Genomic DNA, 25,251 nt, shown 5'->3' with positions numbered 1-25,251 from the left:
TAAGAGACTTATGCAGAAAAATTCCATCGCCGTTCAAAGCTGGTTTGAAGACGATCTGAGTGTTTCACGTGAAACATTGGAGCGTCTGAACCGTTATGCCGATTTGGTTGTCAAATGGCAGCCGCGCATCAATATTGTCGGGGCGAGTACCGCCGATGATGTTTGGTCCCGTCATTTGCATGATTCGGCACAATTGTGGCCCTATGTGTGCGATGTTGCCGCCAGTGGCAAAATTGTCGATTTCGGGTCCGGTGCCGGGTTTCCCGGGATTGTTTTGGCGATTCTGGGCGCACAACATGTCACGCTGATGGAATCCAATACCAAAAAAACGGTGTTTCTGATGGAGGCGACCCGGATTTGTGGCTGTCTGGATCAGATTGATATTGCCCGCGAACGGATTGAGGCTGCTGCACCCGGTGCCGCCGATCTGATTACCGCACGGGCCTTTGCTCCTTTGCCGAAATTGCTGGAAATGGGGCAACGCCATCTGAAACCGGGCGGGACATATGTCTTGCTCAAGGGCCGAAGTTTTGAAGATGAAGTTGCGGAAGCCCGTGCTGCGGGCTGGCATTTTGCCATCGACACGCATGCCAGTCTGGTTGATCCGACGGGTGTGGTGATGATTTTACAGGGGGTTCATCGTGACGGACGTGATTGATCTACCGATTTCGACCGGCGGGCATCGGCCCCGCATTATCTCGGTTGCCAACCAGAAGGGCGGGGTGGGTAAAACCACAACGACAATCAATCTGGCAACGGCCCTTGCCGCCGTCAAACAACGGGTGTTGATTGTTGATCTTGATCCGCAGGGCAATGCCAGCACCGGTTTGGGTATTCGTCCGGCCGAACGGCAAATCAGTTCCTATGATGTGTTGATCAATGGGGCGAGCCTCGCCGAAGCGCGGTTGGAAACCTCGATCCCGCAATTAAGCCTTGTGCCGTCGGGCATGGATTTATCCGGGGCGGAAATTGAACTGGTTGATTTTGAACGCCGCGAAATGCAGCTGAAAGAATCCCTGGCGCGATTGCCGCAGGATGTCGATTATGTCCTGATCGATTGCCCCCCTTCTTTGGGCTTGTTGACGCTGAATGCATTAGTGGCATCCGATGCGGTTCTGGTGCCGTTGCAATGCGAATTTTTTGCGCTGGAAGGCATCAGTCATCTGGTCCGGACCATCAAGCGGGTCAAAAAGGCGTTTAATCCGGCGCTGGAAATTCAGGGTATTGTCCTGACCATGTATGACAAGCGCAATAATCTGTCAGCACAGGTGGCAACGGATGTGCGCGGTTATTTTGGCGATGTGGTTTATCGCACGGTGATTCCGCGCAATGTGCGGGTATCCGAAGCCCCCAGTCATGGCAAGCCAGTTCTGGTTTATGACATGAAATGTCCGGGGGCGAAGGCTTATCTCAATCTGGCGAGTGAGGTCCTGAAACGCGAAGGAGTAAAGGCATGAGCGAGGTCAAGAAACGCGGTTTGGGCAAGGGCCTGTCGGCATTGCTGGGCGAGGATGATGAAGACATTGGTTCCGCCATTGCCGGACGCAATCCGGGACCGGGCGGCACGACCCGCCATGTTGCGATTTCCGATCTTGCCCCATCACCGTTTCAGCCGCGGCTGAATTTTGATGATGAGGCGATTGACGATCTGGCGGCCTCAATCCGGGAAAAAGGCATTATCCAGCCGATTCTGGTGCGGGCTTCGTCCACCGGGGCGACGCAATATGAAATCATCGCCGGGGAACGACGCTGGCGCGCTGCCCAGCGGGCGCAACTGCATGAAGTGCCGGTTTTGGTGCGCGATTTTGATGATCGGGAAACCGCCGAAATCGCCCTGATTGAAAATTTGCAGCGACAGGATCTGTCGGCACTGGAAGAAGCCGAGGGTTATAACCGCCTGATGGCGGAATTTTCCCATACCCAGGAAGCCCTGGGTCAGGCTTTGGGCAAAAGCCGCAGCCATATCGCCAATTCGTTGCGGCTGCTCTCCTTGCCCGGCCCGATCAAGCAGATGCTGGCGGACAAGGTGCTGAGTTCCGGCCATGCGCGGGCTTTGCTGGGGGCGGATAATGCCGTCGAGCTGGCCAATCAGATCGTCCGTAAAGGGTTGAATGTTCGCCAGACCGAAAAGCTGGTGAAAACGGCGGGCGGCAAAACCGCCCGACCGAAAAAACCCAGCACCGCAGCGGGCGGACACAAAGACCCGGATACGGTGGCGCTGGAGCGCGATCTGAGCAATATGTTGGGTCTTGCGGTTTCTATCGATTTTGACGGGGCCGGGGGGCGGCTGTCGGTGCGGTATGAAACGTTGGAGCAGCTTGATGATATATTGCAGCGTCTGACGCATAGCCGTGCCGTGGCGTCTGAAGCCCTGCGTGATGATCCTGAATCCGATGTCTTACCCGCCCGGGAAGACGACAATGAATTCGATTCGATGTTTCTAGATGATGGGGCGGATACGCCCGATGGTGATGACACGACGGATGATTTGACGGCAGAACTTGAATCGATTGCCGATGCCACGGATATCAATTTTGGCAGCAGCGATGATGAAGACGACGATGATTTTCTGAGCGGACCGGAAGGCGATGATCCGGAAGATCAGGAAGAGGTCGATGTCGATATTCTCGATCAGGTTGTCGATGCGGGTGAAAAACGTTAGTCGGCAGAATTTTGCAATGCAGCATAGCGGGGCGGGGATCAGTTCCTGCCCTGTTTCTGTCGGGCGACGGCAACCTTGATCATGGCGCGGTGCGCCAGGGTTTCCGGGATGGCAAGACCGCTTTTGCAGTCTTTTTCGGCTTCCAGCAGGATTTGCAGGGCACGTTGCAAATGGCCGAGCGGCCAAGCTGACAGATTGGCGCGAAACAGATCCGCCGCCTTGAAAAACAGCGGCGGGCGCAGCGATTTGATCGCCTGATCTGGCGACATGCCATTGGCGATCTGGCCCTTGACCAGATGCAGTTTTTGAAAATAACCGATCATCATACGCAGTGCGCCGACCGGGCTTAGGCCTTCTTCGACCAGCCGGGTCAGGGCGCTGTCAAGCTTTGTCACATTGCCCTGTGACACCGCCGACACCACATCATCATAATGGCGGGCGGAACTGTCGCCGACACAGGCCATGGCGTCGGCCAGGGTCACTTGCCCGGTTTTCAGGGCATAGAGGGCCAGTTTTTCAAGTTCGCTGCGCGAGATCATGCGGTCACTGCCAAGATTGGCGACAAGGAATCGCACGGCATCGCGATCAATCCGCAATTGATGATCGGCCATGACAGAACTGATCAGGCCTTCCAGATCGCGGCCCGAATCGGCATAACAGGGCAGGGCCATGGCATTGGCTGCTTTTTCAACCGCCTGACGCAGTTTTGATTTGGCTGCCAGACTGCCCGACTCGCAAATGATCAGGGCATCGCCCGCCGGATCGTCCAGAAAATCGGCAATCACCGGCGCCTGGGCATCGCCAATATCACGCAGCCGCAAAACGCGCCGCCCGCCACCAAAACTGATGGCGGCGGCTTCGTCGCGCAGACGACCGGCATCTTCTTTAAGTTGGGCCGGGCCCAGTTCGGCAATGCGGAACGGGTCCTGCAAATCCGCGACCACGGTTTTGGCAAGGGTCGCGGCGCGTTCACGCACCAGTCCTTCATCCTCGCCATAAATCAGAATCAATTGCGCCCGCGCATCCGGGGCGCGGAGAAACTGTTCGACCTGGGCGGCTTTGAGTTTCATCGGTGGATATCAGCCCTATTGCGCACTGCGCAGGCCAACCGCGACCTGATTGGAAACCTGTCGGGCCAGATTGCGGGCGGCATCGCGGCGGGCGGCATTTTCAGCCTCCAGACTGGCGAAATCGGAATCAACCAGATTGTAACTGGTACGGGCTGTCAACTTACCTTTTCGCAACAAGACGTTGTCTGATGTGCGATAAAGATTGTAATCCGCATATAACAGGTAATCGGCGATGGTCGCCTCGTTTGCCTTTGTAAAACCCAGTTCGGAGGTGGTTTCTGACAGGGTGATGTCCAGCCGGTATAGCGGGCGGGCCACCTGTCCACGCGGGGTCAGGGTTTCGATCAGGGCGTTGCGGGTCAATTGGCCGATTCGGTCCTCGATCAGCACGATTTTAACAGCGGCCATTTCGGATGCGGTGCTTTGACCCTGTTTGTCTTCGGCATAAAGCGGGCGAAAGCCGCAAGCCGACAGGCTGCTGATACCAATCAGAACAAGGGCGATGAGGGCCGGGCGCAACAGATGCATCAGTCGGGACTCCGCTTTGCAGATGATTCGATCCTGCCATAGCGATACAACAATTCCGCCCCGATGTAAGGACAAAACCACTGCAAGGCGGTCAGAAAGCCAAGATGACGGGTGGGGGGCATGTTATCAAACGGCTTTGCCGACAATGCGCGAAAGGCCAGATGCAGATGGGCAATGGCGGTATGGTATTTTTGCTGTTGCAGGCTGGTGAGGATGTTTGGCGGAATTTCAGCCGTTTGTGGCAACTGTTCCGGACCGGGTTCTTTATAATAAGTCCAGACATGCCGCAACCAGCGCCAGTGACCGGTGAAATTTTCATGCGACAGCATAAGGGGACGGTGCAAGGGCACATCGGCCAGCAGGGAAAGCCAGACGATATCGGGACCCAGTTCGGCAATCAGGGTTTCCGAATCGGTATTTTCGCGGAATGTCACCGGGCCGGTCAAGCGGCGTTCAGATTGTATGACGATGTCTGCGGCCTGCAAAACTGCTTGGGCGATCTGGGCGCGATAATACCGAAGTTGCATGGCATCCGAAACATCACCCAGACGGTTCCGATATAAAGACCCCCATGCACGGGCGAGCGCATGGGGGTTATAACGGCCTGACTGATACACGGACCCTGTTATTGCCCGGCGGCGGTATCAATGCGCAATTGCCGCGCCCGGGTTAGAATCGAATCTTCCATTGCGGTTGCGGTGCCCGGTTCGACCACGGCATCGGCCCATTGATCTGACCCGGCGCGTACCTGACGGAAGACGGAGACTCGTACCCCGTCGGACCGAAGGGCGGTGCCCAATATATAAGTCGTGATCTTGAAGCGTTCATTGGGGGTTTCCGCCGGGCTGTACCAGTCGGTGATGATCACCCCGCCAAACGGATCGGCGGAACTGAGCGGCATGAAAGACAGGGTGTCAAGCGAGGCCCGCCACAGGAAGCTGTTTACGCCAATGCCGGAACCGCCGCCCTGTTGCGGGTTGTCGCCACTACCAAACAGGCCACCATCTCCAAGCAGGCTCCCGCGTTCTTTCATGTCGGCAATGGTCGCGCTGCTGCCATTGATTCTTTCATTACCGGGTGCCGATCCGGGAAAACTGTCATAATCGGCCTGGGTACCGGCACAGGCTGAGAGGATCAAAGACATCGCGATAAGACTGCCAATTTTGGCAAGGGATGAAATGGTCATTTAGTCCTTCACTTTTTCGGGCATATACGCTGGATCGCACTATAAAGGGCTGTAGTTTTCCCGCAAACAAAAACATGTGTGTTGTTTTTGCAACATCACATGGAAAATGTTACTTCAATGCCACAGGATGGTTGACGGGGGGCGATTTTGCTGGCTCCATTCGTCTCGAACCGGATGGCACTTCGCTGTCCATACTACTTTCTCCGCAGTGATGCGGTAGTAAATAGACGTTGAGGGAAAAGATGAAAAAGATTCTCGTAGCTTCCAGCGCGCTCGTCGCTGTTGCCTTCGCCGGTCAGGCTTCTGCTTCTGAACCGATCAAATTGTCGGTTGGTGGTTACATGGAACAGTGGGCCGGTGTTGCCGATCAGGAAAACGGATTCGCTTCGCGTAACGCATTCCAGTCCGACACCGAAGTTCACTTCAAGGGTTCGACCACCCTTGACAACGGCATTGAAATCGGTGCTGCCATCGAACTCGAAGGCCAAGGTGGTGCCAGCAATCAGGTTGACGAACAGTATCTGTACGTCAACGGCGGTTTTGGTCAGGTAAAGCTGGGTGCCGAAGACGGTGCCGCTGCTGACATGGCGACCCTTGCGCCGTCGACCGGTGCGGTTATCGCCCAGGATGGCGATCTGGGTAACTGGGTTGATATTTCGACCCCGAATGCCAACTATCTTGGTGCTGGTGGTGGTGCCGATGCAGCAAGTGACTCAAAGCGCGTTACCTACTACACTCCGGTTCTTGGTGGCTTCCGTGCCGGTATTTCCTATGCTGACAGCATCAATTCTGAAACCAACAACACCGTCACTGACAATGACTCCCGTGTTTCAGCTGGCGTTGAATACAAAGGTGACTTTGACGCTGTTTCGGTGAAAGTTTCGGCTGTTGGTGAAGACGATCAGGCTTCTGAAGGTCAGTGGTGGCATGTTGGTGCCAATGTTGGCTTCGGCAACTTCACCGTTGGCGCTTCCTATGGTATTCAGGACTCTGAATTCAACGCTGGTACTAGCACCGGCAATGATCAGGAAGTCGAAGGTTACGACCTTGGCGTTTCGTACAAAATGGATGCCGCAACCGTTTCTGCGACTTACTACGGTGAAACCGAAGAACAGGGCGTTGGCGCTGGCGAAGACTCACTTGACGTTGTTGCTCTCGGCCTGACCTACACCCTTGGTGCCGGTGTTGAGTGGCGTTCGTCTGTCTTCTGGTTCGAAAATGATCGTGTTGCTGCTGCCGACAACGAAGGTTACGGCCTTGTTACCGGTATTAAATTGTCCTTCTAATTCTTCGGAATTTGATGCGATTAGGAAGGGAGCGGCTTGCCGCTCCCTTCTTTTTTGTCTTTTTCAAAAGTAAATGACTGAAGGTCATAAAATAAACATTATTTTTATAATTCATGATTTACACTTTTTATTAAATCCCCAAACTGTTGCATAACAGGCACAGCTGTTCTGAAAAAATCACTATGCTACAATCTTATAATTGACCACGGGTCACTTGTTTGGCTTTATAAATCCCAATCCAGACTAGATATTCGATCTGGCCCTTTGGTTTTCCAAAAATGAGGAAAAAGATGAAAAAGCTTCTTGTTGCATCCAGTGCGCTTGCCGCTGTTGCATTTGCCGGTCAGGCTTACGCTTCTGAACCGATCAAATTGTCGGTTGGTGGTTATATGGAACAATGGATGGGGGTTGCCGATCAGGACCGCGATAGCGCTGCTAACATCAATGCCTTTCAGTCTGACACCGAAGTTCATTTCAAGGGTTCGACGACCCTTGATAATGGTATCGAAGTGGGGGCCGTAATCGAACTTGAAGGCCAGGGTGGCAGCAGCAATCAGGTTGACGAACAGTATCTGTATGTCAATGGCGGTTTCGGTCAGGTTCGCTTGGGTGCTGATGACAGTGCCGCAGACAGCATGGCGATCGTTGCGCCTTTTGTCGGTATGGTCGGCGTCAATGACGAAGACCTGACCAACTGGGTCGATGCCTATGCGATTGACACTGTCCCCAGCGATGGCGACGCCAAGAAATTTACCTATTATACCCCGATACTGGGCGGATTCCGTGCCGGTTTCTCTTATACAGATGACAGTACTTCGGAAACCAACAATACAGCAACCGAAGGCGACAACGTTGTTTCGGGTGGTCTTGAATATAACGCCGATTTCAATGGCTGGTCGCTTGGCCTGTCGGCTGTTGGTGAAAACAAGGGCGAAGGCAACTGGTACAGCTTTGGCACCAATGTCGGCTTTGGCAACTTCACCGTTGGCGGTTCCTATGGTCATCTTGAAGGCGATTATGGCTTGACGGATCGTGATACTGCCGGTGGCGATACCGACAGCTATGACATCGGCGTTGCCTATGCCATGGATGCAGCCAAAGTCTCGCTGTCCTATGCCTATGCTGATTACGCCAATGGCGAAACCAACCGCACCACCGGCGAAATGAGCACGGTTGACCTTGGTCTTGCTTATACCCTTGGGGCAGGCGTGACCTGGAAAACTTCGGTGTTCTGGTTTGATGACGACAACAACAATAACAGCTTTGATAACGAAGGTTATGGTGCTGTTACCGGTTTGCGTCTGGACTTCTGATCCATCCAGCCTAAAATCTACAGAGGGAAGGGAGCGCTTTGTCGCTCCCTTTTCCTTTTGGGGATGTTTTCACAGACCAAAACCGATACCTGCAAAGCCGCAGGCTTTTGTGGGCCGCAGGGAAAGGGCTGTGTTGCGGTTAATCCCCCCCAAGGCGACGGCATGAAGATAATGCCATCGCGCAAGAGCCGCCATTTCAGAAAAAGTCGCAATACCAAGACAGGGTGCATATGGATGCGAGAGGCTGGCAAACACGGGTGAAATCAGTACGGCATCCGGTCTGGCCGAACAGGGCAGGGCGATGATTTTGGCAAGGGCCTGTCGGCTGTGACAGGCGATGGTGCGAATCGCATTTCCCTTGGCAGTGCGCAAGTGGGCGCGATCCTGCCAGAGATGATATTCCGGGAAATGGTCGCCATCCGCGCCCAGACGCCGGGCGAGGTGCGGATCATTGGCGATGATAAACAAATGCCCGTATCGTCGGCAGGCCCGCCGGGTGGCAAGGGCGATCCGGTGACGGTTCGGATGATCATAATGACGGAAAATTACCATGCTGCCACGGGGCAATCGGCTGATCGTGGGCACCGGATCGGGCAGGCGCTGGCTGTCGGTCATCAGGATAATCGGGGGAATCGGTTTTATTCTGGTCTGGATGCCATTGCGCAAATTGAGTTGTCGCGCCAGCTTTGCTAGTTTGGCGTCCATGCGGTTTTCCGTTTCCATCCCGTCGTCTTACCAAGGCATCCTGTTGCATGAGTGATCATACTGTTTCCAACGCCAATGTCGATATCGCTGCCAATCTGGCAATTGTTCAGACCAGGATTGATCAGGCCGCCGGGGCCGCCGGGCGCAACCCGGCAGAGGTGACGCTGGTTTGTGTCAGCAAAACCCACGATGCCGATCATGTGCGCGGCGCACTGGATGCCGGACGGCGGGTATTTGGTGAAAACCGGGTGCAGGAAGCCGCCGGAAAATGGCCGAAATTGAAAGCAGCCTATGCCGGGGTGGAATTGCATCTGATCGGGCCACTGCAAACCAATAAAATCAAGGATGTGATCGGCCTGTTTGATGTGATTGAAACGCTGGATCGGCCCAAACTGGCCGAAGCGTTGGCCCGGCAGCGCGACAAGATGGGTATCTGCCCGGATTTGTATATTCAGATCAATACCGGCGAGGAGCAGCAAAAGGCTGGAATTGCGCCGACCGACGCCGATGATTTTATCGATGATTGTATCAACCGTCTGAAATTGCCGGTGCGTGGCCTGATGTGCATTCCGCCGGTCGATGAAGAACCGGCCCTGCATTTTGCCTTGCTGGTCAAAATCGCCGACCGGCATGGCCTGAAAATCCGCAGCATGGGCATGAGCAGCGATTACGAGGCTGCAATTCGCCTTGGTGCGACCCATATTCGGGTTGGGACAGCCATTTTTGGTCATCGCAGCTATGATTTGGCTCAGTAAGCCGGAATTTTACGGTGAAAAACGGTATTTGGCGTCGTATTCTGTATAAAATAGCCCGATTTCATTAAAAAACGCCGCATTTTCCAAAAATGCGGCGTTTTGGTCTGTTCTGTGGATAAAGATCATCCTGTCCCCAGACGTTTGGGCGGCCGTGTTGTGAAATCTTTTTTGAAAAAAATTCACCGCGGGGTTCTGAATCACGGCACCAGCTTGTATCCACCCGGTTCGGTGATCAGGATCATCGCATTGGACGGGTCTTTTTCGATTTTCTGGCGCAGGCGGTAAACATGGGTTTCCAGCGTATGGGTGGTGACCCCGGCATTATAGCCCCAGACTTCATCGAGCAGGGTTTCGCGTGAAACCGGTTTGTCCCCGGCGCGAAACAGGAATTTGAGGATCGAGGTTTCCTTTTCCGTCAGGCGGACCTTTTTCCCGTTGGTAACCTCAATCAGGATCTTCGCACCGGGCTGGAAGCTGTAGGGGCCGATGGCGAAAATGGCGTCTTCGCTTTGTTCATGACTGCGGATATGGGCGCGGATGCGTGCCAGCAGGACATTGAGGCGAAACGGTTTGGTGACATAATCATTGGCCCCGGATTCAAGGCCAAGAATGGTGTCCGAATCGCTATTGGCCCCGGTCAGCATGATCACCGGCGATTTGACCCCGGAACGACGCATCAGCTTGCACACATCGCGGCCATCCATATCAGGCAGGCCGACATCCAGCAAAATAACGTCAAAATAGCTGTCCTTGACGGCTTCAAGGGCTTCATGGCCGCTATGAACGGCAATACAGTCAAATTCTTCGTGAAGGCGAAGCTGTTCGGTCAGCGACTGGCTGAGCGCCGTATCATCCTCGACCACCAAAACCTGTTTTCCTGTTGTCATTGCCGCCCCTTGCTGGTGTGTCAAACCGGTCTATATCAGGATATGCCCCTTGATAACGGCACGATCCCGGATTTTTATGATCATGGTTATCGCAAGGATGACCATGATCTGTGAAGTCTCCCACTGTCCTTGCCGCCATTTCAAGAACAAACTGTTGTTGCTTTAGCCCATTGACGAAACAATGATCCAGTCCCATACCCACCTGATCGCGATGTTGTGATGATAAAACGAATTTCTGATAAACAATGACCCAGCATAAATCTGCCACCGGCCATCCGGTTCATTCCCGACCTGCTGCCGATCTTGTATCGGTGTCGCGTGCTGTTGCCGATTTGCGGCGCGGCGAGATTGTGCTGGTCGAAGGGGATCAGGGATGTGTGGCGGTGATTGCCACCGAGCCTTTGTCTGATCAGGGGCTGGCGCGGTTGCGCCTTCTGGCGAAAGACGCCGGATCATCTGAAGAAAGCCTGGCAATTGTTCTGCCGCGTGTGCGGGCGCGGTTTCTGGGCCATGCCGGGATCGGCAGTGGCTTTGTCGCCTTTTGCCCGGAACCCCCTGTTGCGCCCGATGCTGAAACGTGCGGGGCGCTGGCCAATCCGTTGTTTGATGATGCGGTGTTGCCGACGGGGGGCTGGCGGGCAACGTCAAGCGCCGAAGATGCGGCCATCCGTCTGGCGAAACTGGCGCGTTTGTTACCGGCAATCGTTGCCATGCCGCTGGGGCGTTGTGATGCCGCCGGGATGGCTGTTCGCGAAAATCTGTTATGGCTGGATGCGGCGGGTATCAATGGCTATGAAGATGCATCTGCGGGTTCCTTGCGGGCGGTAAGCGAGGCACGGGTGCCGCTGGAAAATGCCGAAAATGCCCGGATCATTGCGTTTCGCCCCGAAGATGGTGGTCAGGAACATCTGGCGATTGTCATTGACGAACCGCAGGCGGGTGAAGATGGCGAACCGGTTCTGGTGCGGCTGCATTCGGAATGTTTTACCGGCGATCTGATTGGATCATTGCGGTGTGATTGCGGGCCGCAATTGCGGGGTGCGATTGCCGAAATCGCCAAAAGCGGCAAGGGCGGCATTATCCTGTATTTGCGTCAGGAAGGACGGGGCATTGGCCTTGTCAATAAATTGCGGGCCTATGCCTTGCAGGATCGTGGCTTTGACACGCTGGATGCCAACGAGGAACTGGGGTTTGACGCCGATGAACGGGTCTACCGTCCGGCGGCCGAGATGTTACGGCAACTGGGTTTTGGCACGGTAAGGCTGCTGACGAATAATCCGGAAAAACTGGCCGGTCTGGAAAAATGGGGCGTTGCGGTACGCGAACGGGTGGCACATGCCTTTCCGTCGAATGGTCATAATGCCTTCTATCTGCAAACCAAAAAAGACCGTGCCGGGCATTTGTTCTAGCTGATCCCGGCAGATCCTGCCGGGTGGGCAGGGATGCGCCGGGCATTATTCCGGCATCCTGAAAAATATCGTCTATTTTCAATCCTATAGGTTAAGGCCAAATCTGGCATCACGGTTGCATCTCCTGTTGGCAAGAGGAGGACAATCATGTCAATTGGTGCAGATTGGCGGCAAATATCGCCCAGTGTGAATGCGAGTGTGAGCGCGCCTGCCGTGGCCGCGACCAGCAATACTGCGTCCGCAACAGGACCCGATGCGTCTTCCAATGCGGATGAGGCAGAAGGGCGGAGCTTTTCAGAAGTCCTGTTTGGCGAAGACGGGTTTGAATTCACCGATATGCTTGATGTGATCAATCCGCTGCAACATATTCCGATTGTCGGCATGTTGTATCGCTCCATTACCGGCGATGAACTGGGCAATGGCGCACGGGTTGCCGGTGGTACTTTGTTTGGCGGCATTTTTGGTCTTGCCGGTGCGGCAATTGATGCGGTGGTGGATATGACCACCGGCCAGGATACCGGTAGCCACGTCATGGCGGTGTTTGAAAGTGGCGAGGAAGCCCCGGACGAGGGGCCGGTGATGGCCAATGCGACACCGGCGACGGGAACGTCCGCATCGGAGTCCACTGCCGGAAATGGTCTTGTCCTGCCATGGACAGCGATGGACGATAGCGGGGCGGCAAATATTACCGCCGCCATGCTGGCCGATGACGCAACCCTGCCCGATGATATTGTGGCCGCACCGCGTGGTGCGGTTGAAACCGTGGCGATGGCCGATGAACCGGGTGATCTGACGACCGAAATCATGTCGGAAACCACCATGGCGTCGTCGTCGGCCTTTGCGGCGGCCACGGCTTCTGCCCCGCAGGCCCAGCGCAGTTTTGCCCGCGATGGTTTCAGTAGCCAAACTATTGCCAGTTCCAGCTCCACGGCCAATGCCGAACCTGATCCTGCTGAACTGGCCGTTACTCTGGCCCGTGCGGGGCGCAGCGATGTTGCCTCGAACCTGATCGGTCAGAAGGCCAGTTCCAGCCGGATGACGGCCTCGACCACCCCGATCAGAAGCGATGGCGAAACCGTGTGGCAACGTGCCCAGAAAGCAGGCCGTCTGAATACCGCGTCAACATCCCTTGGCCTTGATCGGGCAATGGTCGATGCCAATGCCAAATGGCGTCCGGCAAAGGCCGAAACCCCGGCGACCGGGGCCACCCATGCCGATGATGATATGGCCCCGCTGAGTGATACCGAATTGATGGCGCGTTTTAACGCCGCGCTGAAACGCGACACGGCGACAGAAATGGCAGCAGAAGCCCGCAATGTTGCCATGATAAACCCGGTGGCCGATGCCCGCCCGGCAAAATCGGCTGCACCGGTTCAGGCCACGGCAGACAATTCGGAAACGGCTGAGACCGAAATTTCCGAAGCCCATCCGCTGATTGATCAGGTACGCGACCATCAGGTCGGCGATGCGCCGGTCGGGGCATGGTTCAGTCAGACTATGATGGAAGGCCTGCAAAAATATCAGGCGATGCAAAGCCGTCAGGGTGATGGATCGATCTGATCACGGAAAAATATCAAAGGCCCGGCCAGATTTCTGACCGGGCCTTTTTGATGTGCGGATGTCTTGTGTTTAGCGGTTAAGGAAACCGACGATTTCCTTGACCTCGCGCAGGATCGGCTGGGCGATGGCATCGGCGCGATCCGCCCCTTTGGACAGCACGCTGTCGATATAGGGGATATCGTTTTTCAGCCGGGCCATTTCGGTTGTGATCGGGGCCAGTTTATCGACCACAACATCGGTCAATGCCTGTTTGAAGCCGGAAAACTGCGTGCCGCCATGCTCTGACAGAACGGCATCCACACCCTGATCCATCAGGGCTGCATAAATCGTTACCAGATTGCGGGCTTCGGGTCGCCCTTCCAGACCGGCGGCCTCGGAAGGCAGGGGTTCGGCATCGGTTTTGGCCTTGCGGATTTTGCGCGACAGGGTATCGGCATCATCGGTCATGTTAAGGCGGGACATATCCGACGTATCGGATTTCGACATTTTTTTCGTGCCTTCACGCAGCGACATGACGCGGGTGGCCGGACCCAGAATCAGCGGTTCCGGGGTCGGGAAGAAATCGACGCCAAAATCATTATTGAATTTGATCGCAATGTCGCGGGTCAGTTCAAGATGCTGTTTCTGGTCTTCGCCAACCGGAACATGGGTCGCCTTGTAGGCCAGAATGTCGGCCGCCATCAGGCTGGGATAGGCATAAAGACCAAGCGATGCGTTTTCGCGATTCTTGCCGGCCTTTTCCTTGAACTGGGTCATGCGATTCAGCCAGCCGATGCGCGCCACACAGTTAAATATCCACGCCAGTTCGGCATGGGCCGATACCTGACTTTGATTGAACAGCACATGTTTTTGCGGATCAATGCCCGAGGCGATCATGCTGGCGGCAAGTTCGCGGATGTTGGACCGCAATTCCTGCGGATCCTGCCAGACCGTGATGGCATGCAAATCAACAACGCAGAAAACGCATTCAAAATCTTTTTGCAGGGCGACCCAGTTGCGAATAGCGCCCAGATAATTGCCAAGATGCAGATTGCCGGTGGGCTGTGCGCCCGAAAAAATACGGTCCATATGCTGTCGTCCATTTCCAGAATTGACACAATATCCCCAAGCTCCGCCAGGTTGTGGACACCCGCCGGCGGACGAGCTTGCAGATCGATCGGCGGAGTTAATCTTTCGCGCAGCCTTTGGTCAAGAGCTTATCGGATTGTCAGCTGCCGGTTTTGCCGCGCCGCAGGATGGTTTTGAGTTCCGAAAAGCGGGTGGCCCCGGAAAGCTGGGCGGACAGGCCGTAAATCACGACACCGCCGGTCACAATCACCGTCATCATGATCACCCGTTCAAGGGTGGGCACGTCAAAACGCCAGACCAGATCAATCACCAGCCACAACACCGCCCCCATCAGGGCAGAGGATAACGCGATACGCGGCACCCGCCGACGCAGCCTTGCATCAAATACCAGATGGCCGCGCCGATGCAGGGTAATTGCCAGACAGGCGGCATTGATCCAGACCGAAACCGACGTTGCCGCCGCAATGCCCAGATGCCCGAAAAACGGCATCAGACACAGGATCAGGACGATGTTGAGCACCATCGCCATAATGCCAATCCGGATCGGGGTTTTGGTATCTTCACGGGCAAAGAATCCGGGGGCCAGAACCTTGACCAATACGGCGGCGGGCAGGCCAAAGGCAAACACCGTCAAGGCCATGCCGGTGGCAAGGGTTTCATCCACACCAAACGCCCCGCGCTGAAACAAAACATTGATCAGCGGCATTCCCATGACCCCCAGCGCAACAGCGGCAGGCAGGGTCAGCAACAGGGCGATTTCCATACCGCGATTCTGGCTGTACATCGCGATTGCCGGGTCATCACCCTGCAATTGGCGTGACAGGGTGGGCAACAGGGCGGTGCCAACCGCAATGCCAATAACGCCCAGCGGCAATTGATGCACCCGGTCGGCATAATAAAGCCATGACACCGCCCCGTCGGATACCAGGGTCGCCAGCATGGTATCGATCAGAAGATTAAGCTGATAAACACCCGCGCCAATCATGCCCGGCACCATGCGTTTGCCCAGCAATTTGATGCGATCATCGATTTTGGGCCATTGCCAGCGGATGGCAAATCCGGCGCGTTTGCAAGCCACAACCAGCCAGATAAATTGCGCCACCCCGGCGGCGGCCACCCCCCATGACAGGGCATGGGCGCTGGTCTGGGTAAAAGGTGTCAGGCCCAGCAAGGCGGCAATCAGGCAGATATTGAGCACAATCGGCGCCGCGGCCGCCGCAGCATAATGATGCAGGGTATTGAGCACACCCGACATCAGGGCAACGGCCGAAATAAACACCAGATAGGGAAAGGTAATACGCGACAATTCAACGGCCAGCGCGAATTTTTCCGGATCATCGGCAAAACCCGGCGCAATCACATGCATTGCCCACGGCATGGTGATTTCAATGATCGCGACCAGAAACCCGACAATTACCAGCATCATCGCCATGGCACGGGCGGCAAATTCGCGGGCGGCCTCCAGACCGCGTTTTTCAATGTCGCCTGCCAGAAGCGGGATGAAGGCCGCGGAAAACGCGCCTTCGCCAAACAGGCGGCGAAACAGGTTGGGAAATTTGAAGGCAACAAAAAAGGCATCTGCCATGCCGCCTGCGCCCAGCATCGCGGCAATCATGATGTCACGGGCAAATCCCAACAGGCGGGAAAGCAGGGTAAAACCACTTACGGTGGCAATCGAGCGAACAAGCGACATGATTTTCCGTTTGAAAGGCCGTCATCAGGGCGGCGTGCAAGCCCCCGATCATATTGCGGATAACTTTGCCAGCCGAAGGTGAAGGAAGTCGTAACAGGGGATTGTCGTAAAATATAAGATTCATTTGCAGTTTGTGACGGTCGTCACAGATGAAGCCGGGTGCAATGGGCTAAATTGATCTTGCCGAGGATTCGTTGGGACACGAGACTCTGCTTTGTTAAAGACAGACGAGAGCGATAACAGACCGTTCTCACCCAAATCTGGTTGCATTCCGAGGAAAACGACATTTTGGTGCATGACACAAAATGTCTGGTCGGAGATCAGGTCTGGCTCTCGTCATGTTTTTAATTCCTCTCCCCCGGACTTTACCCCTTTTCCCTTATTCTTCCGATTTCAGCGCCTCGATCAGGGCTTCGCGGATTTGCGTGAATTTGGTGCGGCTGTCGATTTTCAGGCCAAAGATATCCTTGACGTAAAACACGTCCACCGCCCGTTCGCCAAAGGTTGAAATCCGTGCCGAAGCAATTTGTAGCGAAAGATCGCGCAGGGACCGGGTGATGTCATACAGCAATCCCTGCCGGTCGCGCGCGGTGACTTCGATCACGGTATGGGTGCGGCTGGCCTTGTTGTCGATGATGACATTGGGTTCGACCCGGAAGACCGATGTGCGGCTTTTGTTTTCGGAAATCTGGCGTTTTTCGATTTCCTGGCTGGGCCGCATTTGCCCGGAAATCACCTTTTCCAGAGTGCTGCGCAATTTATCAAGGCGGGCCTTGTCGTTAAAGGCTTCGCCATTGCCATCCTGAATCCAGAAAGTGTCCAGCGCCATGCCATCGGCAAGGGTCAGGATTTTGGCATCGACGATATTGGCCCCGCAAACTGCCATCGCCCCGGCAATCTGAGAAAACAGGCCGGGATGGTCGGCGACATGAACGGTGATTTCGGTGGCGTCAATATCGGTTTCAATCCGCACATCAATGGTGATTTCCGACCCCTTGGCCTTGGCATCGCGGGTCAGATTGGCGTGATGGATGTGGGTTTTGGTATCGAAACTTAGCCAATAGGACGGATAGCCGCGTTCGATGAAATCATCGATATCTGATTGCGGCCATTTTTTCAGGGCATCGCGCACCGCCTGACGGGCGCGGGCCACGCGGGCATCGCGGTCATCGGCATTCAGTCCGCCCGATAACAAATCATCGGTGGCGTAATAAAGCTGCCGCAGCAGGGTGGCCTTCCAGCCATTCCAGACATTGGGCCCCACCGCCCGGATATCGGCAACCGTCAGACATAACAACAGGCGTAAGCGTTCCTGCGATTGCACCAGATCGGCAAAGGCGCGAATCGTGGTTGGATCATTGATATCGCGTTTGAATGCCGTCAGGCTCATCCACAGATGCGCCTTGACCAGCCATGATACGGTTTCGGTATCGGCGGGGGACAGGCCCAGCCGCGGACAAAGCTTTTGGGCGACTTTGGCCCCCAGTTCGGAATGATCGCCACCGCGTCCCTTGGCGATGTCATGCAGCAGGACGGCGACATACAGCACCTCGCGCGAGATCACCTTGGAAATCACCTGTGTCGCCACCGGGGCTTCGTCGGCAAGGGCACCGGTTTCGATCTGGTTCAGGACACCAATGGCGCGGATGGTGTGTTCGTCCACCGTATAGGTATGATACATATCATATTGCATCTGGGCGACGACGCGCCCGAAATCCGGCAGAAACCGGCCCATAATTCCGGCTTCGTTCATTTTGCGCAGCGGAATGTCCGGGCTTTCACGATGGCACAGGATTTTCAGAAAAATCTGGTTGGCGACGGGGTCTTTTTGCAGCTTGCGGTCCACCAGTTTCAGGTTTTGGGTGACCCAGCGCAGAGTTTCGGGATGAATGCCGATGCCGTTTTGATGGGCGGCGAGAAACAGTTGCAACATGCGAACCGGGTCGGTGCGAAACACCTCCTGATTTTCAACAGCCAGCCGGTCATTGCGCAATTGGAACCCGTCAATTTCCTTGTTGCCAAAGAATCGTGCCGGAAAACGGATCAACGGGCGGCGCTGATGGCGTTCTTCAAGGGCGGCACAGAAAATCCGGGTCAGATTGCCGACATGTTTGACCATCAGATAATAGTGTTTCATGAACCGCTCAACGCCACTGGCCCCGGCATGATCGGTATAGCCCAGCCGGGTGGCGATTTCGCGCTGCATGTCAAAGGTCAGGCGGTCTTCGGGGCGGTTGGACAGGTAATGCAGCCAGCATCGCACCGACCACAGGAAATTTTGCGCCTTGAGAAATCCCTGCGCTTCCTTGCGGGTCAGAACCTTTTGATCGACCAGTTCCATCGGCGAATTGACGCGATACAGATATTTGCCGATCCAGAACAGGGTGTGCAGATCACGCAGACCGCCCTTGCCATCCTTGACATTGGGCTCAACGACATAGCGGGAATCGCCCATGCGCAAATGCCGGTCATCCCGTTCGCCCAGTTTGGCCTCGATAAATTCATGGCCAGTGGTTTTGACCAGTTCGTCCATGAAACGGGTGCGAAATACCGTATAGGTTTCCTCATCCCCCCAGACATACCGGCTTTCAAGCAGGTTGGTCCGAATGGTGATGTCCTGTTTGCCCATGCGCAGGCAATCATCAATCGACCGGGTGGCATGGCCGACCTTCAGGCCCAGATCCCACAGCATATAGAGGATATATTCCACTACCTGTTCGCCGTGCGCGGTCTGTTTATAGGGAAACAGAAACAGGATATCGACATCTGATTGCGGGGCCATATCGCCCCGGCCATACCCGCCGACCGCGACCACCGTCATGCGCTGTTCGCGGGTCGGGTTATGCAGCGGATAGGCAAATTGCGATGCGTAATCATGAATAACGCGGACGATCTGGTCGATCAGGAAGCTGTATGAAAACACCGCATCATGGCCGGAATTGGTTTCTTCAAAGCGACGGCGGATTTCGGTGCGACCGTGCTGCAAGGCCTCCTTGAGGCGGGCAAGGATGGCGGCACGCTGTTTGATGGTTTTAAGCGATGTATCGGCGGCAACCGCCGCCAGACCGGCAAACACCACGCGGCGGTCGATAATGTCGCGCTGTTTTTTGACTTTATACATGGTCGGGGACTTTGTCCTTCTCGGCGATGTCAAAAATATTATGCGTCACGGCCCAGCATCCGCAACCGATACAGCGTTTCCAGTGCGTCGCGCGGCGTCATTTCATCGGGATCAAGGGCTGATACCGCGTCCAGCACCGCCTTTTGTGCCGGTGACAGCAAGGGTTCCGCCGTTTTTTCTTCTTTTTCCGCCTGTTTCAGCGCGACCGCAAACAAGGGCAGATCATCGGCAAGGCGGGCAACAGCGCCGCCCTGTTCGCCCTTTTCCAGGGTTTTAAGGACCTGTTCGGCGCGTTTGGTCACACCCCGCGGCAATCCGGCCAGACGGGCGACATGAATGCCATAAGACCGGTCGGCACTGCCGGGGCCGACTTCGTGCAGGAACACGACTTCGCCCTGCCATTCCTTGATCAGCATGGTGTGGCACGACAAATGCGCCAGCGTTGCCGCCAGTGCGGTCAATTCATGATAATGGGTGGCAAACAGGCCGCGGCACTGATTGACCTCATGCAGGTTTTCCACCACCGCCCAGGCAATCGACAATCCGTCATAGGTCGCCGTTCCTCGGCCGATTTCATCAAGTATCACCAATGATCGTGCGGTTGCCTGATTAAGAATGGCGGCGGTTTCAACCATTTCAACCATGAAGGTTGACCGGCCCCGTGCCAGATCATCGGCCGCCCCGACCCGCGAAAACAGCCGGTCGATCACGCCGATATGGGCGGATTGTGCGGGCACAAACGCCCCGATTTGCGCCAGAACGGCAATCAGGGCATTCTGGCGCAGAAAGGTCGATTTACCCGCCATGTTCGGCCCGGTAATCAGCCACAGTTTTTGGGCATCTTCAAGGCGGCAATCATTGGCGACAAAGGGTGAATCGCCCGAATCGCGCAAGGCGGCCTCGACCACCGGGTGACGTCCGCCGCGAATGTCAAAGGCCAGACTGTTATCAATATGGGGGCGCACGCAATCGCGATCCCGTGCCAGTTCCGCCAGGGCTGACGACACATCAAGGGCGGCAAGTGCGCCGGCACACAATGCAATGGCATCGGCATGGGCCAGAACGCCCTGCACCAGTGTTTCAAACAATTCAAGTTCGACGGCCATCGCCTGATCGGCGGCCTTGGAAACCTTGCTTTCCAGTTCCGACAAATCGACGGTGGTAAAGCGCACAGCATTGGCCATCGTCTGACGATGAATGAATTGCGGGTCGCCCATCATCCGGTCGCCCTGTTTGGCCGGAACCTCGATAAAATATCCCAATACGTTATTGTGTTTGACCTTAAGGCTGGAAATACCCGTCTGATCCGTATAATTCGCCTGTAAATTGGCAATCAGCTTTTTGCTTTCGCGTGACAGGCTGCGCAATTCATCAAGCGGCGGGTGATAGCCTTGGGCAATAAAGCCGCCATCGCGTGCCATAAGCGGCAATTCTTCGGCCAAAGACCGGCGCAGCAAATCAATCAGATCGCCATGATGGCCCATATCGCGCAAATGATCGGCAAGGGCAGCGGGCATGGCGGCCAGCCGGTCGGAGCCGGGGTGATCCAGCAAATTTGCGATGGCAAAGGCACAGGACAGGCCATCACGCAGGGCGGCCAGATCGCGCGGGCCGCCACGCCCGACCGACAGGCGCGACAGGGCGCGTTCGATATCGGGGCACTGTCCCAATGCATCGCGCAGATCGTGGCGGATATCATCCTGATCATGAAACCAGCCGACCAGATCAAGACGTTTGTTGATGGCCGCCGCATCGGTCAGGGGGGCGGCCAGCCGGGCTGCCAACAGACGCGCACCGGCCCCGGTACGGGTACGGTCAATAACCGACAACAACGATCCCTTGCGCGCGCCGCTTTGGGTCTGGCTCAGTTCCAGACTGCGCCGGGTGGCGGCATCGATTTCCATCAACGCCCCCTGTGCCATGCGCACCGGCGGCGACAGGCGGGGCATCTGGCCCTTCTGGGTCAGATCGACATAATCAATCAGCGCCCCTGCGGCGGATAATTCGGCACGTTCAAACCCGCCAAAAGCATCAAGGGCGGCGACTTCATACAGTTTTTTCAGGCGCAATTCGGCATTGTCGGCATCAAACCGTGCCGAGGGTTGCGGCGTGATGATGTTTTTATAATCGGCATAAAGATCAAACAGTTCAGGCCGCGCCAAAAGCCGATCCGGCATCAGGATTTCGCCGGGGTCGAGCCGCGCCAGCGTCGCGGCCAGATCGGCCAGATCGCAAGGCTGAACGCAAAATTCGCTGGTGGACATATCGAGCCACGCAACGCCCAGTTTGCCACGGCTTTCCGATACGGCGACCAGATAATTGTGGCGGCGGGCATCCAGAAGACTGTCTTCGGTCAGGGTGCCGGGCGTGATCAGGCGCACGACATCGCGTTTGACCACCGATTTGGCCCCGCGTTTCTTGGCCTCGGCCGGGTCTTCCATCTGTTCGCAGACGGCAACCCGGAAACCTTTGCGAATCAGCCGCTGCAAATAGGTTTCGTGACTGTGGACCGGAACCCCGGCCATCGGAATTTCGTTACCCTGATGTTTGCCGCGTTTGGTCAGGGCAATATCAAGCGCCTCGGCGGCCTTGACTGCATCGTCAAAGAACAGCTCGTAAAAATCGCCCATGCGATAAAACAGCAGGCAATCCTGATACTGTTCCTTGATCGCAAGGAACTGCACCATCATGGGTGTTGCCCCCTCCAATGAAAAGTCGGGGGCATCGGGTGTGGTATTGGAATGATCGGGCATCTGGTTCATGGCGATAGTGATAGCAAACCCGGAAAATAAAGGCGAGAGCGGTCGTTATTTAGCCCTAAAGTTTTGCAAAATATGATAAATTATCATGATAATCAGCGACCAGTGGAGACTGAAATGACAACAGAAACAGCGACCCGGCCCGCGCCGGAACTGGTGGGCGTGTTTGATACCAAAGACCGTTTTGATGCCGCCATCCGCGCTCTTTTGGCCAGCGGGTTCGCCCGCACCGATCTTTCGGTGCTGAGTTCGCACGAATCGATTGATGTCGCTGGCGAAGATGGCCGTTCATGGTCGGACGTCCTGACTGCACTGGTCGGCGAAGCCAAATACGAGGTGCCATTGGTGGCATCGGGCGCAATTGCGCTGTTTGGCGGGGTGGCAACGGCACCTGTGGCGCTGGCAATCGGGGCCGGGGTTGGCGCGGTTGCCCTTCGGGAATTTATCGGCGAGGTGACATCCACCCCCCATACCGAGGATTTTGCCCGTGCGGTCAATGCCGGGTCGGTGATTTTATGGGTGCGGATCGAACCGGGCCATGCCCCGGCCGAAGCCAATGCCCGCAAAATCCTTGAAGAAAACGGTGCCACCAACATCCATTTGCATCAGAAAAACCTGCTGGCGGATTAAGCCCGCCCGGTTTGGGATGGCAGATGATATTTTGAAACGATCCCGGTTCCTGCCGGGGTCGTTTTTTTAGGTCCGTTTCGCATTGCTGCACCGCAACATCCTAAAAACATTACGCATTTTTACGGTTGCCGTTAACGTCGCCTTTGACCCGGCGGCGCAAGCCTGATTTATTGGCAGACCCGGTTGATGTGGCGCGGGTCAGGACCCCGCGCGATGTGCATCTTTTCCCACCACCTCGCAGATGTCAGTGAAGCATATGGAAGAAAATGAAATCAGGGTCAGTGACCGCGAAGCGTTGCTGTTCCATTCAAGTGGCCGCCCCGGCAAGATCGAAATCACCGCGTCAAAGCCGCTGACCACCCAGCGCGACCTGTCGCTGGCCTATTCACCCGGTGTTGCCGTTCCCTGTCTGGAAATCGCCAAAAATCCGGCGACTGCCTATGATTACACCTCCAAGGGCAACCTTGTGGCGGTGATTTCCAATGGCACGGCGGTTCTGGGTCTTGGCAATCTGGGCGCACTGGCGTCCAAGCCGGTGATGGAAGGCAAGGCGGTGCTGTTCAAACGCTTTGCCGATGTTGACGGCATGGATCTGGAAGTATCGACCGAAGATGTCGATGAATTTGTCAATTGCGTGCGCTTTTTGGGGGCGACCTTTGGCGGCATCAATCTGGAAGACATCAAGGCCCCGGAATGTTTCATCATTGAACAACGCCTGCGCGAAATCATGGACATTCCGGTGTTTCATGATGACCAGCACGGTACTGCGATCATTGCCGCATCGGGCCTGATCAATGCCTGTGATCTGACCGGGCGCAAGCTTTCGGAAATCAGGCTGGTGGTCAATGGTGCCGGGGCGGCGGCAATTGCCTGTGCCGAACTGGTCAAAAGCATGGGGGTGAACCCCGATAATGTCATTATGTGCGATTCGCGCGGGGTGATTTACAAGGGCCGTGAAGATGGCATGAATCAGTGGAAATCGGCCCATGCCGCCCAAACCGATGCCCGTACCCTTGAAGAAGCCATGGTCGGCGCCGATGCGTTCTTTGGCCTGTCGGTCAGGGGGGCGGTGACGGGCGCGATGGTCAAAGGCATGGCCAAAAACCCGATCATTTTTGCGATGGCCAATCCGGACCCGGAAATCAGCCCCGAAGAAGTGGCGGCGATTCGCAGTGATGCGATTTGTGCGACCGGGCGGTCGGATTATGCCAACCAGATCAACAATGTTCTGGGTTTCCCCTATATCTTCCGCGGGGCGCTGGATGTTCAGGCCTCGACCATCAATGAGGATATGAAAATTGCTGCCGCCCATGCGGTGGCAGCACTGGCGCGCGAAGATGTGCCCGACGAGGTGGCGGCGGCCTATTCCGGGCGTCGGTTGCGCTATGGCCCGGAATATATCATTCCCGCCCCGTTTGACCCACGCCTGATCATCGCGGTGCCCAAGGCTGTGGCGCAGGCCGCCATGGATAGCGGCGTTGCCCGCCGTCCGATTTTCGACATGGTGGAATATGAAAACCAGTTGCGGTCGCGTCTGGATCCGACGGCATCGCATCTGCAACTGATTTCCGATTATGTCCGCGCCCATCCCAAACGCATCGCCTTTGCCGAAGGCGAAGAAGAAACGGTGATCCGTGCCGCTGTTGCTTTCCGCAATTCCGGCTATGGCACACCGATTCTGATCGGGCGCGAAGACCGCATTGCCGAAACCGCAAAGGGTCTTGGCATTGAAAGCCTGGACGGGGTGGAAATCAGCAATGCCGCACTCAGCAAATCGAACCGCGATTATGCGGAATTTTTGTATGAGCGGTTACAGCGCAAGGGATTCCTGTGGCGTGATTGTCAGCGCATGGTCAATCAGAAACGCAATGTGTTTGCGGCAGCCATGGTGGCAAAAGGCCATGCCGATGGCCTGATTACCGGCCTGACCCGCAATTTCCATCGCAGCTTTACCGATATCAGTGCTGTGATCGACGCCAAGGAAGGCGAGATTCCGATGGGTCTGTCGATTGCGATTGCCAAGGGCCGGACGGTGTTTATCGCCGATACCCGTGTTCATGACGTGCCCGATGCCGAACAACTGGCAGAAATTGCCATTCAGGCGGCGCAAAAAGCCCGGCAACTGGGCCATGAACCGCGTGTGGCAATGATTTCGCATTCGACCTTCGGCAATCCATGGACCGAGGATACGGACCGTATCCGCGAGGCGGTGGAAATCCTCAAGGCCGGTCAGGTTGATTTTGAATTTGATGGCGATATGGCGGTTGATGTTGCGCTCGATACCGAACTTTTGAAGCTTTATCCGTTCTGTCGTTTGTCCGGTCCGGCCAATATTCTGGTGATGCCGGCCCTGCATGCGGCAACGACGGCATCGAAACTTCTGGGCAAGTTGGGCGGTGGCACGGTGATTGGCCCGGTGATGATCGGGCTGGCGAAACCCGCCCAGATCACCCAGATGGGGGCAACAGTCAACGATCTGGTCAATCTGGCGGCCCTTGCCGCCCACGAGGCAGAACACGGTTAAAACCGTTTTTCAGGGGGTCTGTGAAGATGTGTGGCGGAAATCGGCAAATCCGGTTTTCGCCACATGTTTTTTGATATGCTGCCGCACAGGTTTAT

At 55.8% G+C, this 25,251-nt stretch carries 20 protein-coding genes; 10 read left to right on the top strand and 10 right to left on the bottom strand.

Translation table 11 applies throughout. The features are described from left to right. Nucleotides 1–10 precede the first annotated feature (10 nt). Genes rsmG through Q8O73_RS14080 form a run of 3 tightly spaced genes read left to right on the top strand, consistent with a single transcriptional unit; the run spans nucleotide 11 to nucleotide 2,662 of the window. Nucleotides 11–658, top strand: coding sequence for a 16S rRNA (guanine(527)-N(7))-methyltransferase RsmG (gene rsmG, locus Q8O73_RS14090; protein WP_305558796.1), 648 nt, complete (start codon nucleotides 11–13; stop codon nucleotides 656–658). Next, on the top strand, nucleotides 642–1,457 hold the full coding sequence (locus Q8O73_RS14085) for a ParA family protein (protein ID WP_305558795.1): 816 nt from the start codon (nucleotides 642–644) through the stop codon (nucleotides 1,455–1,457). Before rsmG ends, Q8O73_RS14085 begins: the two co-directional genes overlap by 17 nt. After that, nucleotides 1,454–2,662: a ParB/RepB/Spo0J family partition protein gene (locus Q8O73_RS14080; RefSeq protein WP_305558794.1), complete on the top strand. Its 1,209-nt coding sequence runs from the start codon at nucleotides 1,454–1,456 to the stop codon at nucleotides 2,660–2,662. Before Q8O73_RS14085 ends, Q8O73_RS14080 begins: the two co-directional genes overlap by 4 nt. Before the next feature lie 38 nt (nucleotides 2,663–2,700). Here Q8O73_RS14080 and holA read toward each other — a convergent pair whose 3' ends face one another. From holA to Q8O73_RS14060, 4 genes are all read right to left on the bottom strand, one after another. Continuing rightward, nucleotides 2,701–3,732, bottom strand: coding sequence for a DNA polymerase III subunit delta (gene holA / locus Q8O73_RS14075; RefSeq protein WP_305558793.1), 1,032 nt, complete (start codon nucleotides 3,730–3,732; stop codon nucleotides 2,701–2,703). Nucleotides 3,733–3,747: 15 nt separating this feature from the next. Next, nucleotides 3,748–4,260 carry an LPS assembly lipoprotein LptE gene (locus Q8O73_RS14070; protein ID WP_305558792.1) on the bottom strand — a complete coding sequence of 171 codons (513 nt, stop codon included), beginning with the start codon at nucleotides 4,258–4,260 and terminating at the stop codon, nucleotides 3,748–3,750. Then, nucleotides 4,260–4,787, bottom strand: a complete 528-nt coding sequence (locus Q8O73_RS14065; RefSeq protein ID WP_305558791.1) for a hypothetical protein — start codon at nucleotides 4,785–4,787, stop codon at nucleotides 4,260–4,262. Before Q8O73_RS14065 ends, Q8O73_RS14070 begins: the two co-directional genes overlap by 1 nt. Before the next feature lie 98 nt (nucleotides 4,788–4,885). Next, on the bottom strand, nucleotides 4,886–5,446 hold the full coding sequence (locus Q8O73_RS14060) for a DUF3576 domain-containing protein (protein WP_305558790.1): 561 nt from the start codon (nucleotides 5,444–5,446) through the stop codon (nucleotides 4,886–4,888). 242 nt (nucleotides 5,447–5,688) lie between these two features. Between Q8O73_RS14060 and Q8O73_RS14055 the strand changes: the two genes are divergently transcribed. Together Q8O73_RS14055 and Q8O73_RS14050 are read left to right on the top strand one after the other, a co-directional pair. Continuing rightward, nucleotides 5,689–6,732, top strand: a complete 1,044-nt coding sequence (locus Q8O73_RS14055) for a porin (protein WP_305558789.1) — start codon at nucleotides 5,689–5,691, stop codon at nucleotides 6,730–6,732. A gap of 290 nt (nucleotides 6,733–7,022) precedes the next feature. Then, nucleotides 7,023–8,045 (top strand): porin, encoded by a 1,023-nt coding sequence (locus Q8O73_RS14050; protein WP_305558788.1) that lies wholly within the window; start codon nucleotides 7,023–7,025, stop codon nucleotides 8,043–8,045. A gap of 69 nt (nucleotides 8,046–8,114) precedes the next feature. On the opposite strand, the gene Q8O73_RS14045 is transcribed toward Q8O73_RS14050, so the two are convergent. After that, entirely contained in the window at nucleotides 8,115–8,750 is a 636-nt protein-coding gene (locus Q8O73_RS14045) for a thiamine phosphate synthase (RefSeq protein ID WP_305558787.1), read from the bottom strand. A 47-nt stretch (nucleotides 8,751–8,797) separates the two neighbouring features. Here Q8O73_RS14045 and Q8O73_RS14040 point away from each other — a divergent pair, with 47 nt between their 5' ends. Next, nucleotides 8,798–9,505, top strand: coding sequence for a YggS family pyridoxal phosphate-dependent enzyme (locus Q8O73_RS14040; RefSeq protein ID WP_305558786.1), 708 nt, complete (start codon nucleotides 8,798–8,800; stop codon nucleotides 9,503–9,505). A 197-nt stretch (nucleotides 9,506–9,702) separates the two neighbouring features. Here the strand turns inward: Q8O73_RS14040 and Q8O73_RS14035 are convergent, their stop codons facing one another. Beyond that, nucleotides 9,703–10,392 (bottom strand): response regulator transcription factor, encoded by a 690-nt coding sequence (locus Q8O73_RS14035; RefSeq protein ID WP_305558785.1) that lies wholly within the window; start codon nucleotides 10,390–10,392, stop codon nucleotides 9,703–9,705. A gap of 245 nt (nucleotides 10,393–10,637) precedes the next feature. Here Q8O73_RS14035 and ribA point away from each other — a divergent pair, with 245 nt between their 5' ends. Both ribA and Q8O73_RS14025 read left to right on the top strand, forming a co-directional pair. Then, the gene (gene ribA, locus Q8O73_RS14030; protein WP_305558784.1) at nucleotides 10,638–11,801 is read left to right on the top strand and encodes a GTP cyclohydrolase II; all 1,164 of its coding nucleotides are present in this window, start codon (nucleotides 10,638–10,640) and stop codon (nucleotides 11,799–11,801) included. A 147-nt stretch (nucleotides 11,802–11,948) separates the two neighbouring features. After that, nucleotides 11,949–13,361 carry a hypothetical protein gene (locus tag Q8O73_RS14025; protein WP_305558783.1) on the top strand — a complete coding sequence of 471 codons (1,413 nt, stop codon included), beginning with the start codon at nucleotides 11,949–11,951 and terminating at the stop codon, nucleotides 13,359–13,361. 69 nt (nucleotides 13,362–13,430) lie between these two features. Here Q8O73_RS14025 and trpS read toward each other — a convergent pair whose 3' ends face one another. The 4 genes from trpS to mutS all read right to left on the bottom strand — a co-directional run bounded on the left by trpS (nucleotide 13,431) and on the right by mutS (nucleotide 21,996). Then, nucleotides 13,431–14,429 carry a tryptophan--tRNA ligase gene (trpS, locus tag Q8O73_RS14020; protein ID WP_305558782.1) on the bottom strand — a complete coding sequence of 333 codons (999 nt, stop codon included), beginning with the start codon at nucleotides 14,427–14,429 and terminating at the stop codon, nucleotides 13,431–13,433. Nucleotides 14,430–14,568: 139 nt separating this feature from the next. Then, nucleotides 14,569–16,122 (bottom strand): murein biosynthesis integral membrane protein MurJ, encoded by a 1,554-nt coding sequence (gene murJ / locus Q8O73_RS14015; protein ID WP_305558781.1) that lies wholly within the window; start codon nucleotides 16,120–16,122, stop codon nucleotides 14,569–14,571. A gap of 379 nt (nucleotides 16,123–16,501) precedes the next feature. Beyond that, nucleotides 16,502–19,243, bottom strand: a complete 2,742-nt coding sequence (locus Q8O73_RS14010) for a [protein-PII] uridylyltransferase (RefSeq protein WP_305558780.1) — start codon at nucleotides 19,241–19,243, stop codon at nucleotides 16,502–16,504. A 38-nt stretch (nucleotides 19,244–19,281) separates the two neighbouring features. Next, nucleotides 19,282–21,996 (bottom strand): DNA mismatch repair protein MutS, encoded by a 2,715-nt coding sequence (gene mutS / locus Q8O73_RS14005; protein ID WP_305558779.1) that lies wholly within the window; start codon nucleotides 21,994–21,996, stop codon nucleotides 19,282–19,284. A 123-nt stretch (nucleotides 21,997–22,119) separates the two neighbouring features. On the opposite strand from mutS, the gene Q8O73_RS14000 reads away from it, so the two are divergent. Both Q8O73_RS14000 and Q8O73_RS13995 read left to right on the top strand, forming a co-directional pair. Beyond that, nucleotides 22,120–22,632: a hypothetical protein gene (locus Q8O73_RS14000; protein WP_305558778.1), complete on the top strand. Its 513-nt coding sequence runs from the start codon at nucleotides 22,120–22,122 to the stop codon at nucleotides 22,630–22,632. Between the two features lie 256 nt (nucleotides 22,633–22,888). After that, the gene (locus tag Q8O73_RS13995; protein WP_305558777.1) at nucleotides 22,889–25,156 is read left to right on the top strand and encodes an NADP-dependent malic enzyme; all 2,268 of its coding nucleotides are present in this window, start codon (nucleotides 22,889–22,891) and stop codon (nucleotides 25,154–25,156) included. Nucleotides 25,157–25,251: the final 95 nt, after the last annotated feature.

This window comes from Thalassospira sp. (assembly GCF_030690045.1).
Classification (GTDB): domain Bacteria; phylum Pseudomonadota; class Alphaproteobacteria; order Rhodospirillales; family Thalassospiraceae; genus Thalassospira.
The sequence above is the reverse complement of the archived record's forward strand: the minus strand, read 5'-3'. Positions and strand labels throughout refer to the sequence as shown.

Coding starts and splice junctions, on each gene's coding strand:
- rsmG (WP_305558796.1), top strand. CDS start 11: ATGCAGAAAAATTCCATCGCCGTTCAAAGCTGGTTTGAAGACGATCTG.
- Q8O73_RS14080 (WP_305558794.1), top strand. CDS start 1,454: ATGAGCGAGGTCAAGAAACGCGGTTTGGGCAAGGGCCTGTCGGCATTG.
- holA (WP_305558793.1), bottom strand. CDS start 3,732: ATGAAACTCAAAGCCGCCCAGGTCGAACAGTTTCTCCGCGCCCCGGAT.
- Q8O73_RS14070 (WP_305558792.1), bottom strand. CDS start 4,260: ATGCATCTGTTGCGCCCGGCCCTCATCGCCCTTGTTCTGATTGGTATC.
- Q8O73_RS14065 (WP_305558791.1), bottom strand. CDS start 4,787: ATGCAACTTCGGTATTATCGCGCCCAGATCGCCCAAGCAGTTTTGCAG.
- Q8O73_RS14060 (WP_305558790.1), bottom strand. CDS start 5,446: ATGACCATTTCATCCCTTGCCAAAATTGGCAGTCTTATCGCGATGTCT.
- Q8O73_RS14055 (WP_305558789.1), top strand. CDS start 5,689: ATGAAAAAGATTCTCGTAGCTTCCAGCGCGCTCGTCGCTGTTGCCTTC.
- Q8O73_RS14050 (WP_305558788.1), top strand. CDS start 7,023: ATGAAAAAGCTTCTTGTTGCATCCAGTGCGCTTGCCGCTGTTGCATTT.
- Q8O73_RS14045 (WP_305558787.1), bottom strand. CDS start 8,750: ATGGACGCCAAACTAGCAAAGCTGGCGCGACAACTCAATTTGCGCAAT.
- Q8O73_RS14040 (WP_305558786.1), top strand. CDS start 8,798: ATGAGTGATCATACTGTTTCCAACGCCAATGTCGATATCGCTGCCAAT.
- Q8O73_RS14035 (WP_305558785.1), bottom strand. CDS start 10,392: ATGACAACAGGAAAACAGGTTTTGGTGGTCGAGGATGATACGGCGCTC.
- ribA (WP_305558784.1), top strand. CDS start 10,638: ATGACCCAGCATAAATCTGCCACCGGCCATCCGGTTCATTCCCGACCT.
- Q8O73_RS14025 (WP_305558783.1), top strand. CDS start 11,949: ATGTCAATTGGTGCAGATTGGCGGCAAATATCGCCCAGTGTGAATGCG.
- trpS (WP_305558782.1), bottom strand. CDS start 14,429: ATGGACCGTATTTTTTCGGGCGCACAGCCCACCGGCAATCTGCATCTT.
- murJ (WP_305558781.1), bottom strand. CDS start 16,122: ATGTCGCTTGTTCGCTCGATTGCCACCGTAAGTGGTTTTACCCTGCTT.
- Q8O73_RS14010 (WP_305558780.1), bottom strand. CDS start 19,243: ATGTATAAAGTCAAAAAACAGCGCGACATTATCGACCGCCGCGTGGTG.
- mutS (WP_305558779.1), bottom strand. CDS start 21,996: ATGCCCGATCATTCCAATACCACACCCGATGCCCCCGACTTTTCATTG.
- Q8O73_RS14000 (WP_305558778.1), top strand. CDS start 22,120: ATGACAACAGAAACAGCGACCCGGCCCGCGCCGGAACTGGTGGGCGTG.
- Q8O73_RS13995 (WP_305558777.1), top strand. CDS start 22,889: ATGGAAGAAAATGAAATCAGGGTCAGTGACCGCGAAGCGTTGCTGTTC.